Origin of the sequence: Pontivivens ytuae, from assembly GCF_015679265.1 — a bacterium.
Taxonomy (GTDB): Bacteria; Pseudomonadota; Alphaproteobacteria; order Rhodobacterales; family Rhodobacteraceae; genus Pontivivens; species Pontivivens ytuae.
The window spans coordinates 1,845,800-1,858,318 of record NZ_CP064942.1 but is presented as its reverse complement, the minus strand read 5'-3'; the positions used below and the strand labels follow the sequence as shown (position 1 = coordinate 1,858,318).

Here is a 12,519-nt window from a genome sequence, read left to right as displayed (position 1 = left end):
TCTGAATGGCTCATCTTTCCGTCACCGAGGGCAGTCAGGGCCTGACCGTCCGCTCCGTGGGCAAGTCCTATAAGCGCCGTCCGGTGCTGCGCGACGTGAGCCTCGACCTGCATCGTGGGGAGGTCATCGGCCTGCTGGGCCCAAACGGTGCGGGCAAGACGACCTGCTTCTACGCGGTGACCGGGCTGGTGACGCCCGACGCGGGCACCATCACAATCGACGGCGAGGACGTGACGGCGCTCCCGATGTACCGCCGCGCCCGGCTCGGCCTCGGCTACCTGCCGCAGGAGGCGTCGATCTTCCGAGGGCTGTCGGTCGAGGACAACATCCGCGCCGTCCTCGAACTCAGCGAGAAGAAGCCGGATCGGCGCGAGCAGCAGCTCGACGAACTGCTCGCCGAGTTCTCCATAACCCACCTGCGCCGCACGCCCGCCATCGCCCTGTCCGGCGGTGAGCGGCGGCGAGTGGAGATCGCGCGCTGCCTTGCGGCGCGACCCTCCTACGTCCTGCTCGACGAACCCTTCGCCGGGGTCGATCCCATCGCGGTGGGTGAGATCCGGGAGCTGGTTCACCAGCTCAAGGATCGCGGCCTCGGCGTGCTGATCACCGACCACAACGTGCGCGAGACGCTGGAGATCATCGACCGCGCCTACATCCTGCACGACGGCACCGTCCTGATGTCCGGCGCCCCCGAGGATGTGGTGGCCGATGCCAATGTGCGCCGGGTCTACCTGGGCGACAGCTTCCGCCTTTGAGGGGCGCCTGCTAGCGTTCCGCCCATGGCGCTTTCACCCCGGCTCAACCTTACCCAGACCCAGAACCTCCGCCTGACCGCGCAGCTCACGCAGGCGATCGGGCTCCTGCAGCTGTCCCATGCGGAGCTTGCCGCACGCGTGGCCGAGGAGGTGGAGAAGAACCCGATCCTCGAGTTGGAGCGGCCCCGCTCTGTACCCTCCGGTCTCGCGAGCAGCGGCGGTGAGGATTTCGACAAGGCCGCGAGCGTGGCCGACACGGTCAGCCTGCGCGCGCACCTCCTCTCCCAGATCTCCAGCATGCGGGCCACGCCGCGCCGCCGTGCGCTGGCCGAGGCGCTGGTGGACGAGCTGACCGACGAGGGGCGGCTGGATGCGCCGCTCTTCGAGATCGCCGACCGCTACGGTGTCGTGACGGAGGAGGTGGAGGGTGCCCTCGCCCTGCTGCAAAGCTGCGATCCGCCGGGGATCGGCGCGCGCAATCTCGGCGAGTGCTTTGCGCTCCAGCTCCACGAACGCGAGTTGCTGGACCCCGCGATGATGGCGATCTGCCAGAATCTGACCGATCTCGCCGGGCCGCGGCGTGCGGATCTGCGGCGCAGGACCGGCCTCGATGAGGAGGAGTTCGACGCGCGGCTCGCCCTCCTGCGGACGCTCGACCCGCGGCCCGGTCTCGCCTATGCCGAGCGGGAGGCGACGCCGGTCGTCCCCGACGTCTTCGTCCGCCGCAGCAGCGAGGCGTGGCAGGTCGAGCTCAACTCCGACGCGCTGCCCCGCGTTCTGGTCAACGACAGCTATGCCAGCGAGATGTCGGCGGCAGGCGGCGAGGCCGAACGCTTTATCATGCAGTGCCGCGCCCGCGCCGGATGGCTGACCAAGGCGCTGGAGAGCCGGGCGCAGAATCTCCTCAAGGTCTCCGAGAGCATCGTGAAGCGGCAGACCGCGTTTTTCGAGGAGGGCGACGTCGCCCTGCGTCCCCTGATGATGAAGGAGATCGCGGCCGAGGTCGGTGTCCACGAATCCACCGTCAGCCGCATCGCTGCCAACAAGTACATCGCCAGCGAGCAGGGTTTGCGCGAATTGCGCGCATTTTTCTCGCAAGGGGTCCCGGGTGCCGACGGCACCCCCGGTCACGCGCCCGCCGCCGTCCAGTCCCGCCTGCGCAGGCTGATCGATGGGGAGGATCCGGCCCGGCCCCTGTCCGACGACCGCCTAGTGGGAAAGCTGCGCGAGGACGGGGTCGATATTGCGCGGCGCACGGTTGCCAAATATCGTGAGGCCATGGGCATCCCGTCTTCGGTACAGCGACGTCGACTCAAGGCCACCTCTCTCCGGCCGTGAGCGCATGTCTCGGGCCGGCGCCGGACCATCCGCCCGCCCGCAATCCATCCGAACGCAGATGCCCGCCAACAGCGCGCCGCCCGCGGCTGCGCTCAAGAGAAGGATGAGCCGATGCGACTTCAGGTCAGTGGGAAACAGATGGATTTGGGCGATGCCATGCGAACCCATGTGTCGGATCGGCTCGATGACGTGGTCAGCAAATATGCCGGGCGTCCGGTCGAAGCGGTCGTCACGTTCTCCAAGGATGCGCACGAATACAAATGCGACGCCTCGGTCCATCTCTCGACCGGTCTGACGACCCAGGCGAGCGCGCGCTCCACCGAAATCTATGCCGCATTCGATTCGGCGGCGGAGAAGATGGACAAGCAGCTCCGCCGCTACAAGCGCCGGCTGAAGGATCATCACAAGGACCGCCAGGACCCGGTCGAGGCCATCGGCGAGCCGTCCTACGTGCTCGCGAATCCCGACCATTCGGAAGAAGAAGAGCCCGACAGCCTCCAGCCGGTCATCATTGCCGAGATGGAAACGCCGGTCCTGACACTTTCTGTCGGCGAGGCCGTCATGCAGATGGAGTTGGCACAGAAGCAGTTTCTCGTGTTCCGCAACTCTTCACATGGCGGTGTGAATGTGGTTTACACCCGCGACGACGGGAATGTCGGTTGGATCGACCCCCGCAGAATGTCCTGAGGACGTAAACCTTTTTTCGAGACAGAGTGTGTAAGGCAGGCCCGGATGGAGCTTTCGGATATCATTCGCAGTGACGCGGTTCGGGCCGGCCTCAAGGTGACGAGCAAGAAGCGCCTGCTTCAGGAGCTCGCCGAGCTTGCCGCCGATCTCGATGCCGAAGTGAAGGCCGGGCCCTGCCTCGACGCCCTGCAGGAGCGGGAGACGCTGGGCCCGACCGGCATGGGCGCTGGCGTTGCGATCCCGCATGCGCGCCTGCCGGAGCTCGACCGCGTGATCGGCTACTTCGCGCGGCTGGAAAAGCCGGTGGAGTTCGAGGCGGTCGATGGCCGCCCGGTCGATCTCGTCTTCATGCTGCTGGCGCCTGAAGAGGCTGGGGCGGAGCATCTGCGCGCGCTCGCCCGCGTCTCGCGCACCCTGCGTGACCCGGCGGTGTGTGAGAAGATCCGGTCCACCGACGATGCGACTGCGATCTACACGATCCTGACCGAGCCCGCGGCCTCTCAGGCCGCCTGACCGGCAGGACCGAAGCCGAACTGGGCGAAGTCGCGTGGGTAGATCGCGCGCGCCGCGTCCTCCAGCTCCTGCGTCCAGATTTCGCTAAGATCGAACAGTCCGCTCGGCGCTTCCTTCAGCGCCGCGTTCCGCACGCGGTCGAGGCCGAAGCGCCGCTTGATGTAGGCGGCCCCTGACAACAAGTCGTCCTCCCGCAGGATCAGGCCGAGCGTGACCGCGGTCCCGAACCCCTCAACGAAATCGTGCTGTGGCGCCCAGAGCCCGTCGATCCGCATCGGCGTGCGCCCCGCGAGGTTCGCCCGCACGAAGTCGAGGAACGCGGCGAAGGCGCGGCGGTGTGCCTCCACGTCGTAGCCCATCGCCGTCAGCCGCGCGCGGTCCGCGCCCGCGATGGACTCCGCGTCCGGGACATGCATGCCGTACTCGCTTTCAGCATGGCTGCGGATCCGCGGATAGCCCTCGTCCTGAGTGTCGAGGATCCGAGAGAGGAACGCGTCATGCGCCCGCGCCAGCGGATGCGCGACGGTGGTAAAGCACAACGTGTCTGCATGGACGCCCAGCCAGTCCTGCAGTGCGCGGCGGTTTTGCGGCTGACCAAAAAGCGCGCCGTCGCGAATATCGGCCCGCGTATCGTCACCGCCGTCGATGCCGTGTATCCAGCGCAGCACCTTGTCGGAGCGCGTTCCCGGAATGGCGGCGTAGAGCAGCGGCAGCGTTTTCGACTGGCGCATGAAGCGCAGGTTCGCCGCCCGTTGGCCCGAGCTGCCGCCCGTCTGGTGGACGCCGCCGTCGGAGCGCAGCGCGTCCTCCATCTCCTCGAAATTCAGCACCTTCTCCTCGATCGGACCGGGGTTCTGGCGCTGGATCGTCTCCTCGATCGAGTCGAGCTGGTGGGCGGAGCCGAGCCATTTCGCCAGCCCGTTCACCACCTCGAGGTCCGTGACGTCGTCGAAGCGAACCCGGAACGCCGCCTCGCCGGAGAGCTGGAGCGTCCGCTCCACCCGCGCGTAGTAGTCCGCGGTCCGGCTGCGATAGTCGCGAAACTCGTCCATGTCGAAGCGGACGCGCGCGCTGCGCCGGGCGCGGGTCTTGCCCAGCATCCACTGGTCCGTTTCCCGTGCGATCTTCAGCGAGATGTAGCTGTCGAGCGGGTCGCGGGTGAGAATGATCTTGCCCGCGTCGGGACGCGCCAGAACGCCTTGCTCCACCCGCGGATCATGACCGTCGAACAGGCGAAAGCCCACGAGGGTCTCGGGGCTGTCGGCGACGACCGCGTCGATCAGGCCGTCCGGATCGGCATCCCGCCGCGCGATGGTGAACCCGAACGCCTCGTCATCCTTCACGCGCCCGATGAAGGCGGGATTGAAGAGCTCACCATGGCAAAGAAGGTCGGGAAACTGGTCGAGGGTGCGTTGCAGCAGGTTGGAGCCCGTCCGCATGACCCCGAAGATCGTGAAGAAGCGGAAGCGATCCGGCCGCGGCATCAGGCCCCTTCAGACGGACCCGGCCGCGCGTCCATGGCGCTGCGCAACCGTCTCAGCGGGAAGCGCGCGACGCTGGACCGCTCCTCCCGCGCCGTCTCGGCATGAAGGCGGTGGACGAGCTGATCCATCCCGTGCTCGCTGCGCATTGTGGGCAGGCCGGAGAGTTCCGCGGCGGGACGTCCCTCAATCGCATCCGCAACCGCACGCAGCGGGGCTGCCGGGTTCGCCAACACGTCCGCCAGCTCCCACACATGGACCCGCGCCTGCGTGGTTTGCTGCTCCAGCTCGGCGATGTGCTTCTGCTCCAGAAGTTTCAGGCGCAGCGCGCGGCGGCGGAACTGTCGCGGATCCTCGCCCGCCGACGGGGTCAGGTTGAAGACCCACGCGCCCTTGATGAAGAAGATTTGGGCATTCGGATCGCGCAGCAGGAACGAGGCCATCGGCGTGCTGTCCGACACGTGGAACAGGAAGGATTGCTGCCGCTCCTGATCGCTCCAGATCAGGTTGGTGAGGAACTGCTGCTCGTTCCAGTCGCGGATCTTGGCATTGCTGACGACGGCACCCGGCGCGATGCCGCTGTCCTGTTCCAGCTCGACCCGTTCGGGGTGGAACAGCCGGCCGTGGGCGGTATCTGCGCCTTGGGCACGCAGCCACTCCGGCATGTCCTTGAAGAGGAAGTCGTAGCCGTCGAGCACAAGGTAGGAGCGCGCCGTCTGCGGCTGCCGCGTGAAGCCCTGGGCCGGGAAGCGGCTCTGGCTCAGCAGGCCGGTGCGACCCCGGCAGCGGCGATCGCGCCCCGCGGCGACGACATCCGGCAGCGCCTCACGCTTCGGCCGGCGGGCCGCGGTGATCGGTTCGACGCCGCTCAGGTATTTGTTGTAGAGGCCCGTCGCCCCATGCCAGATCTTCCGCGCGAAGAAGTGGTCGGTGCTCTGCAGCAGGTGCGCGTGATCGTCGTAGAAGGTGAACGGCTTGCCCTGCGGATCGAACTCCGTCAGGCAGAGCGAGCGCGTGACCAGCTTCTTCGAATGCCGCCGCACCAGCGTCTGGACATAGGCCTCGTCCACGATCCAGCAGTGGCGGAAGAAGCGGTCCGTCTCGCCCTTCAGCGGATCGTCGAGGATCGCGCGCAGCGTCTGGCGGCTCAGCGTCCACCATTGCGAGCCGAGCGCGAGCGTCAGGTGCTTCGGCGCCGCGCGCTTCACCCCCATGCGACGCTGCAGATCCACGAACTTGTCGAAGAGCCAGCGGTTGGAGCGCCAGCCGAACGGGAAGTAGAGGCTGAACCGCTCCTCAGCGAGCCCGTCCTGCACCCACTGCTCCTGGCCCAGAACGCGGCTTTCCACGAAATCGGTATCGGGGTTCTGCGCCAAATGCTCGATCAGCTCGGCCACCGGGCGGATCGGCAGGCAAGAGCCGCTGACGAGGCAGACATGCTCCACATCCTGGAAGCTCTCGATCAGCAGGCGGGACGCTTCGAGCGCCGCTTCATGCAGAGCGTAGGTGCCCCATTCGCAGCGGTGCCGCTTCGCAAAGACAATGTCGCGGTCGGAGAGGTCCTGGACGAGCTTATCGTATTCGCGGTCGGAGGTCGCGGAATCCACATGGATCACGACGCGACAGCCGTGGTCGTGCAGATGACTGGCCAACTCCACCACCCGATACAGGTGATGGTGTGCCAAAATGCACATCCCGACACTCACCCCGAACGCTCCCCCTAAATCCACCCGCCCGATGACATCAGGCCGAGTTCTTCTAATTGGCGCCACCCCCTGTAGCGCTCGGAGAACTCCGTCCAGAAGCTCTCCTGTCCCTCAAGGCGCTGCCGATATGCCAGGAACTCCCGCCCCCCGGCATAGTGCTCGCGCCGCTCGAATTCTTCATTAACCTTTTCCTCCAGTAAATGCAGGAATTTGGCGTGAAGAAGGCATCCGGACGGCTTTTCCCCGCCCCATTCGTCGTAAACCCGGTTCAAGCCGCGCGGCAGCAGGCTGTGCGTGGAACTGACGTATACGTAACCCTTTTGCCATTTGACCAGAGGAATCTTGTTGAGCGCCGGCGCCTGCGAGGGATCATCCGCGAACATGGCCCGCATACGCGGACCGCCCTGGATCCAGAGGTTTCCGTGCAGCCGGTCGCGGCGGATAAGGTAGTTGCCGGGATCGAACCACGCGAGCTGATCGAACGGGTTCTGGCCCGGCTCATAGATCGTGTCGCGGATCGGGTTCTCGGAATACATGTCGAGCAGCATTGCACTGAATGACTTGACGGATGATGAATCGAGCCAGTCCGTCAGGGCATTCAGCGGCCGCGTGTCCGCGTGTGGGTAGACGAGGAACTCGTCGACATCGACCACCAGCGTCCAGTGCCCGGCGGCGTGGCGCGTCAGGAGCGCATTCACCCAGTCGCATCCGAAGCGCGAGGCCTTGTAGCTTGCGGTCGTGTGCCAGACCGCCACGTCGTCCTGCTCCAGCAGGTATTCCAGCGTCCCGTCCGTCGAGCCGTTGTCGATCATGATGAACTGGTTGACGCCGATGTCGCGGTAGTAGCGCAGGAAATAGGGCAGCCGCGCCAACTCGTTACGCATCGTGGACACGAGCAGGATGGCCTCGGGGTCGAGATCCGCGGGCAGAGCGCGCAGGCAGGTGAGCTCCCGGCCCTTCAGCAGACTGCGAAGTTGCAGCCGCCGCCGCCGCGCCCGCAGGGCGAGACGGTAGATGGTCTCCCGGATCTTCATGACCTCGCTCGGTCCCCGCTCGTCGAACGCTCACATGATGGCGCGGACCTGCAGGGCCACCTCGTCCCAGGACGGCAGATCCGGGGCGCCACCCCCCGCGACAAGCCTGTCACAAAGGAAAGGTGAAATTGCAAGCATCCAGGCCTCGCGGTCGCTCACAGTCACGTATCTTACCCGCTCACCGTGTATTTCGCGAAGCTCCGGCAAGTCAGAGGCGATAACGGGCAGGTTTGCGGTCAGTGCCTCGGCGACCGGAAGGCCGTAGCCCTCGGCCACCGACGGGAAGAGCAGGGCGCGGCACCGCGCCATCAGCGCCCGGACACCGGCGTCGTCGAGGTCGGGGTGTTCGATCACCGCACCACTCGCGACAGCGGCATCGAGCCTGCGAAAGAACGCTGCGTCATGCCAGCCCCGCCGCCCGACGAGGTGAAGGCGCGGGGGCTCTGGAAACTGCTCCCAGAGATCGAGCAGCAGGTCATGCCCCTTCCGCGGCTCAATGGTGGAGAGGGCGAGGAACTCTGGCCGCTCCGACGGGGCGCGGGTCAGGGGCGGAGCACCGGTCGGGCCGAGCTTCAGCACATCATGCATCTGACCGGGTGGCGGCGGTCCGAAAGCCGTCCGCCATTTCTCCCGCCCGACGTCGGAGAGGTGGAGGATCACGTCAGCATGCCGCGCCACCCCTGTCATCCGCTCCTGAAATCGGGCGGCCGGCGCTGTGCGGGAGAGCTTCGGGTGGGTCAATGGAATGATATCGTGGACGAGGATGGCGAGGCGCACGCTTGCCTCGCGCAGCACCGCCATCTCTCTGTACGTTGGCAGGTTGTGACCGGCGGCGAAGTATGTGGCGCCGCGCTCGAACCCATCCGCGAGGCGCCCGCCGCGACCAAACCGTTGCCGCAGCGCCGTCTCCCGCCGCCGCCGCGTCGCATCGCGCCACGGGGTCGCGAGTGCAGCGAGGTCCAGCACGTCGGCGCTGTCGACAACTTCGAACAGCTCGTCCACCGGCCCATGCCAAACGCGCCCACCGCTGCGGACCAGTCCCGTGACACTACTGGTGGATGCAAGCGCTTGTGCCAGGTGGCGTTCGACGCGGTCGATGCCCGTCGGGCGCATGTCCCGCGCGCGTGCAAACGCGCGGGACTGGTCGATATGGAGCATTCAGTCCGTCAGGCCGATCACTCGGCCGCGGCGGCCGCGTTGCTGGCCAGCTGCACGGTCTGGAGGAAGTCGGACAGCTCGTCGCGCAGGTCCTCGCGGTCGAGGCCGAAAGCCACCGTCGCCTGCAGGTACCCCGCCTTGGAGCCGCAGTCGAAGCGCTGACCCTCGAAGCGCAGGCCGTAGACGCCGCTCTCGCTGCCGATCTCCTTGGCGATCGCGTCGGTGAGCTGGATCTCGTTGCCCGCGCCGCGCTCCTTCTTGTTGAGGTTCTGGAGCACCGACGGCGTCAGGATGTAGCGGCCGATGACGGCGAGGTTGGAGGGCGCGTCCTCCATCGCCGGCTTCTCGACCATGCTGCTGACCTTGGCCCGCACCCCGTTGTCTTCGGAAACACCGAGGATGCCGTAGGACGAGACCTTCTCGTTCGGCACCTCCATGGCAGCGACGATGTTGCCGCCGGTCTCTGCGTGCGCCTCGACCATGTCTGCCAGACAAGCACGCTCGCCCTGGATCACGTCATCGGGCAGAAGCACCGCGAAGGGCTCGTTGCCGATCAGGCGGCGTGCGCACCATACGGCGTGTCCGAGGCCGAGCGCCTCGCGCTGGCGGACATAGGCGATGGCGCCCGATTCCATGTCCGTCCGCTTGAGCTGATCCAGAAGGTCGGTCTTGCCCTTCTGGCGCAGCGTCTTTTCGAGTTCCGGCGCGCTGTCGAAGTAGTCTTCGAGGCTCTGCTTGCCGCGAGCCGTGACGAAGATGAACTCCTTGATGCCCGCTTCACGAGCCTCGTCGATGGCGTATTGGATCAGCGGCCGGTCAACCAGCGTCATGATTTCCTTGGGGATCGACTTGGTTGCCGGAAGAAAGCGTGTTCCCATTCCCGCCACGGGGAAAACGGCTTTCGTGACCTTGCGTTTCATATTGGGAATCCCTGTTGTGCTATGCAGCAAAGGTAGCCTGCGAAGGTGTATTTTCAAAGACAACTTAGGGTTGTAACTGCGACCGCAATACAACATCGGCCCATGAAATGCGGCGGGCTGACGCGGTCTCGGGAGGTCGGTCCTCGCCGGTTTCGACCCATTTTGCATCTCCCCCTGTCGTGCCCCAGATCACAGAATCGAGCGGCTTCAGACGGTTCAGCTCATTCTGTGCCGCATTGGTGAAACGAGGATAGCGATATCCGGTTCCGAAGAGGCCCCGCCGGACCCACCAGTATCCCGGCGTGCGGAATGTCGTCCGGGGTGGCAGGCGGAGCCAGCGAAGCTCGATGAGGAAGACCTCGGCCCCTGAGTCGGCGAGTCGGGCCGCAGCGCGCCGGGCCGCCCGCCGACCGAGCAACCGGGGGATGAGCGCGATGCGTCTGGGGCGGGCGCTTGGGTGCCCTGCTGCTTTCGCGTCCTCGCTGATGGTGGCGAGTTTCGGCGCGGCGACGGGCTCCGCGAGCCCCTCGATCAGCGCCGTCTGTCGCGCCGACACGCCCTTGCCGCTGAGGCGGCCGAACTGATGCGCGTTGAGGAGGCGCCTGCGCTGCTCCTGCGCGAAGTCGGCATGTGCCTGCACCTGTGCTGCCTGATCAGTCAGATGCGTCGCGCAGAAGGTGGCCTTGCTGCGCCCCAGCACCCGGAATCCCTCCGCCGTCGACATCCGGCCGCGCACGGCGTTCGTCGCCGTGTGGTGATGGACGACCGCATCGGTACACCACGCTGCCCGCCCGTTCTGACGGTAAACACGCAGAAGAAGATCGGTCTCATCGAGGAAGTAGGCATAGCGCTCATCGAACCCGCCAAGGCGCGCGAGCGTCGATCGGCGCACCGCCATGTTGGTGCCGTTGAGCTTGAGGTGGGGGTGGTCGGCACCATCCTCGCCCGCTTCATTGAAACCGGTCCGGTCCCACTGCACCGTTTCGCCATCGGGGCCGAGCACCGGACCACCGGCCGCCTCCACCGCCGGGTCTTCGAACGCAGCCAGAAGCGCCTCGAGCCAGCCCGGCGCGGGCACTGCATCGTCGTCGAGGAAGGCGATGATCGCGCCATGCGCGGCATTGATCCCGGCATTTCGGGCGCGCGCGACATTGGGCTCCGGCTGGTGCACCCAGATGTCGGCGAGCGGGTGTGGCTCCGCGCGATCGGAGACCACGACGATCTCCGGCACCACTGGCCATTGCCGCCGCAGCCCGATCAGCGCTCGGTCCAGTAGCTCCGCCCGGCCACGGTTGGGGATGACGACGCTGACGCTGGGCGCGGCGCGCACGGGGTCAGTCGATGCCCTGTTCGGCGAGGATCGCCTCGATCCGCGAGACGTCGACGGGGTTGTTGAGCTCCCAGAAGGCGCGCCCCCGCGCCTCGACCTCGACACAGCGGATCGCGGCGCCGTTTTCGAGGAAGCGGAGCTGCTCCAACCCCTCCCACCGCTCCAGCGGACCGGTCGGCCAGTCGCGGTAGCGCCCGAGCGCCGCTGGCCGGTAGGCGTAGACGCCCACATGGTGGAAGACGGGGTTATCCTCGCCCGGCGCGAAATCGCGGCCGGTATACGGGATCACCTCCTTCGAGAAGTAGAGCGCGCGTCCCTGCCGATCGAACACGGCGGTGGTCCCGCCGACGCGGCCGTTCAGCCGATCCTCGCGAAACCCAGCGAGCGCTTCGGAGTCCGTGCGCAGCACCGGTGTCGCCACATCGACGCTGTCATCCGCGCGCAGGGCGGCGATCAGGTCCTCGACGAACCAGGCGGGGGTCAGCGGGGCGTCGCCCTGCAGGTTCACCACGATTCCGGGCGTCAGGCCCGTCCGCTCCAGCACGTCGGCGCAACGCTCGGTCCCGTTGGCGCAGCTCTCGGAGGTCATCACGACCTCGGCGCCGAAGCCCCGCGCATGCTCCGCGATCCGATCGTCATCGGTGGCGACGACGACCTGCGCGCCACCCGCCACGGCACAGGCTGCATCCCAGCTCCGCCGGATCAGGCTGCGCCGCTCGCCTGAGGCGCCGCGCAGCTCGACCAGCGGCTTGCCGGGATAGCGGGTGGAGGCGTAGCGGGCCGGGATCGCGATCAGGACGTCGCTCACGCCTTCAGCTCCACGCCACGGCCGCAGGCGATGAAGTGGCCGTTCTCGAACCTCGGCTTGCCATAGGCGAAGGTTGCGTGATCCTCGAAGCGGACCATCCGGCCGCCCGCGCCGCGCAGCACGGCGTCACCAGCAGCGGTATCCCATTCCATCGTTCGGCCGAGGCGGGGGTATAGGTCGGCCTCCCCTGCGGCGACGAGGCAGAACTTGAGAGACGACCCGGCGCTCACCAGCTCGGCCACGTCGTACTTGCCGATATAGTCGTCAGTGGCCTGATCCCGGTGGGACTTGGAGGCGACGACGCGCAGCGGGCCGTTCGCCTCTGCCACCGATAGCGGCGTGGTCGCGCCCGGCGCGGGCCCGAACGGCGCCGCCTCCTCCACCGTCTGCCCGGTGGCGTCGGTGTAAAAGAGTCGCCCGATCGCCGGTGCATAGACCACGCCGCGGGCCGGCACACCGTCCTCGACCAGCGCAATGTTCACCGTGAACTCGCCGCGACGCTGCACGAACTCCTTCGTGCCGTCGAGCGGGTCGACGATCAGGAAGGTCGCGGCACTCTGCTCATGTGTCGCCGCCTGCTCCTCGGTCACGAACGCCATCTCCGGAAACGCCGCGCGCAGCCCGGCGGAGATTAGCGCGTCCGCCGCCTCGTCTGCCGCCGTCACCGGGCTGTCGTCGCCCTTCGCGCGCACCTCGAAATCGTCGCTGCCGTAGATCTCCATGATCTTCGCGCCCGCCTCCAGTGCGAGGCGTCGGAAGGTCTCGGTAACGGCGTCGTAATCCATATGG

Annotated in this window: 12 protein-coding genes; 4 read left to right on the top strand and 8 right to left on the bottom strand. The window is 66.9% G+C overall.

Annotation, left to right across the window (positions count from 1 at the left end; all coding sequences use genetic code 11):
• Nucleotides 1-5 precede the first annotated feature (5 nt).
• The 4 genes from lptB to ptsN all read left to right on the top strand — a co-directional run bounded on the left by lptB (nucleotide 6) and on the right by ptsN (nucleotide 3,293).
• Nucleotides 6-755 carry an LPS export ABC transporter ATP-binding protein gene (gene lptB / locus I0K15_RS09090; protein ID WP_196105118.1) on the top strand — a complete coding sequence of 250 codons (750 nt, stop codon included), beginning with the start codon at nucleotides 6-8 and terminating at the stop codon, nucleotides 753-755.
• A 24-nt stretch (nucleotides 756-779) separates the two neighbouring features.
• Nucleotides 780-2,093 (top strand): RNA polymerase factor sigma-54, encoded by a 1,314-nt coding sequence (gene rpoN, locus I0K15_RS09085; RefSeq protein ID WP_196105117.1) that lies wholly within the window; start codon nucleotides 780-782, stop codon nucleotides 2,091-2,093.
• A gap of 111 nt (nucleotides 2,094-2,204) precedes the next feature.
• Nucleotides 2,205-2,780, top strand: coding sequence for a ribosome hibernation-promoting factor, HPF/YfiA family (gene hpf / locus I0K15_RS09080; protein WP_196105116.1), 576 nt, complete (start codon nucleotides 2,205-2,207; stop codon nucleotides 2,778-2,780).
• Between the two features lie 45 nt (nucleotides 2,781-2,825).
• Nucleotides 2,826-3,293 carry a PTS IIA-like nitrogen regulatory protein PtsN gene (gene ptsN, locus I0K15_RS09075; RefSeq protein WP_196105115.1) on the top strand — a complete coding sequence of 156 codons (468 nt, stop codon included), beginning with the start codon at nucleotides 2,826-2,828 and terminating at the stop codon, nucleotides 3,291-3,293.
• On the opposite strand, the gene I0K15_RS09070 is transcribed toward ptsN, so the two are convergent.
• The 8 genes from I0K15_RS09070 to cysQ all read right to left on the bottom strand — a co-directional run bounded on the left by I0K15_RS09070 (nucleotide 3,281) and on the right by cysQ (nucleotide 12,515).
• Entirely contained in the window at nucleotides 3,281-4,777 is a 1,497-nt protein-coding gene (locus I0K15_RS09070; protein ID WP_196105114.1) for a nodulation protein NodH, read from the bottom strand. The two genes, ptsN and I0K15_RS09070, sit on opposite strands and share 13 nt — an antisense overlap.
• Entirely contained in the window at nucleotides 4,777-6,426 is a 1,650-nt protein-coding gene (locus I0K15_RS09065) for a DUF5927 domain-containing protein (protein WP_196105113.1), read from the bottom strand. Before I0K15_RS09065 ends, I0K15_RS09070 begins: the two co-directional genes overlap by 1 nt.
• Nucleotides 6,427-6,494: 68 nt before the next feature.
• Complete coding sequence (locus I0K15_RS09060; protein ID WP_196105112.1) at nucleotides 6,495-7,514, bottom strand: glycosyltransferase family 2 protein; 1,020 nt, start codon at nucleotides 7,512-7,514, stop codon at nucleotides 6,495-6,497.
• Nucleotides 7,515-7,544: 30 nt separating this feature from the next.
• Nucleotides 7,545-8,672 carry a glycosyltransferase gene (locus tag I0K15_RS09055; RefSeq protein ID WP_196105111.1) on the bottom strand — a complete coding sequence of 376 codons (1,128 nt, stop codon included), beginning with the start codon at nucleotides 8,670-8,672 and terminating at the stop codon, nucleotides 7,545-7,547.
• Nucleotides 8,673-8,689: 17 nt separating this feature from the next.
• Nucleotides 8,690-9,592 carry a UTP--glucose-1-phosphate uridylyltransferase GalU gene (gene galU / locus I0K15_RS09050; protein WP_196105110.1) on the bottom strand — a complete coding sequence of 301 codons (903 nt, stop codon included), beginning with the start codon at nucleotides 9,590-9,592 and terminating at the stop codon, nucleotides 8,690-8,692.
• Nucleotides 9,593-9,656: 64 nt separating this feature from the next.
• A complete protein-coding gene (locus tag I0K15_RS09045; protein WP_196105109.1) occupies nucleotides 9,657-10,922 on the bottom strand; it encodes a glycosyltransferase family 2 protein in 1,266 nt (421 codons plus the stop codon).
• 4 nt (nucleotides 10,923-10,926) lie between these two features.
• A complete protein-coding gene (locus I0K15_RS09040; RefSeq protein WP_196105108.1) occupies nucleotides 10,927-11,730 on the bottom strand; it encodes a 3-deoxy-manno-octulosonate cytidylyltransferase in 804 nt (267 codons plus the stop codon).
• Nucleotides 11,727-12,515 (bottom strand): 3'(2'),5'-bisphosphate nucleotidase CysQ, encoded by a 789-nt coding sequence (gene cysQ, locus I0K15_RS09035; RefSeq protein ID WP_196105107.1) that lies wholly within the window; start codon nucleotides 12,513-12,515, stop codon nucleotides 11,727-11,729. Before cysQ ends, I0K15_RS09040 begins: the two co-directional genes overlap by 4 nt.
• Nucleotides 12,516-12,519 lie beyond the last annotated feature (4 nt).

Bases quoted from the DNA above. Each gene is read 5' to 3' on its own strand.
- hpf (WP_196105116.1), top strand. From the start codon at position 2,205: ATGCGACTTCAGGTCAGTGGGAAACAGATGGATTTGGGCGATGCCATG.
- lptB (WP_196105118.1), top strand. From the start codon at position 6: ATGGCTCATCTTTCCGTCACCGAGGGCAGTCAGGGCCTGACCGTCCGC.
- I0K15_RS09060 (WP_196105112.1), bottom strand. From the start codon at position 7,514: ATGAAGATCCGGGAGACCATCTACCGTCTCGCCCTGCGGGCGCGGCGG.
- ptsN (WP_196105115.1), top strand. From the start codon at position 2,826: ATGGAGCTTTCGGATATCATTCGCAGTGACGCGGTTCGGGCCGGCCTC.
- I0K15_RS09055 (WP_196105111.1), bottom strand. From the start codon at position 8,672: ATGCTCCATATCGACCAGTCCCGCGCGTTTGCACGCGCGCGGGACATG.
- galU (WP_196105110.1), bottom strand. From the start codon at position 9,592: ATGAAACGCAAGGTCACGAAAGCCGTTTTCCCCGTGGCGGGAATGGGA.
- rpoN (WP_196105117.1), top strand. From the start codon at position 780: ATGGCGCTTTCACCCCGGCTCAACCTTACCCAGACCCAGAACCTCCGC.
- I0K15_RS09070 (WP_196105114.1), bottom strand. From the start codon at position 4,777: ATGCCGCGGCCGGATCGCTTCCGCTTCTTCACGATCTTCGGGGTCATG.
- cysQ (WP_196105107.1), bottom strand. From the start codon at position 12,515: ATGGATTACGACGCCGTTACCGAGACCTTCCGACGCCTCGCACTGGAG.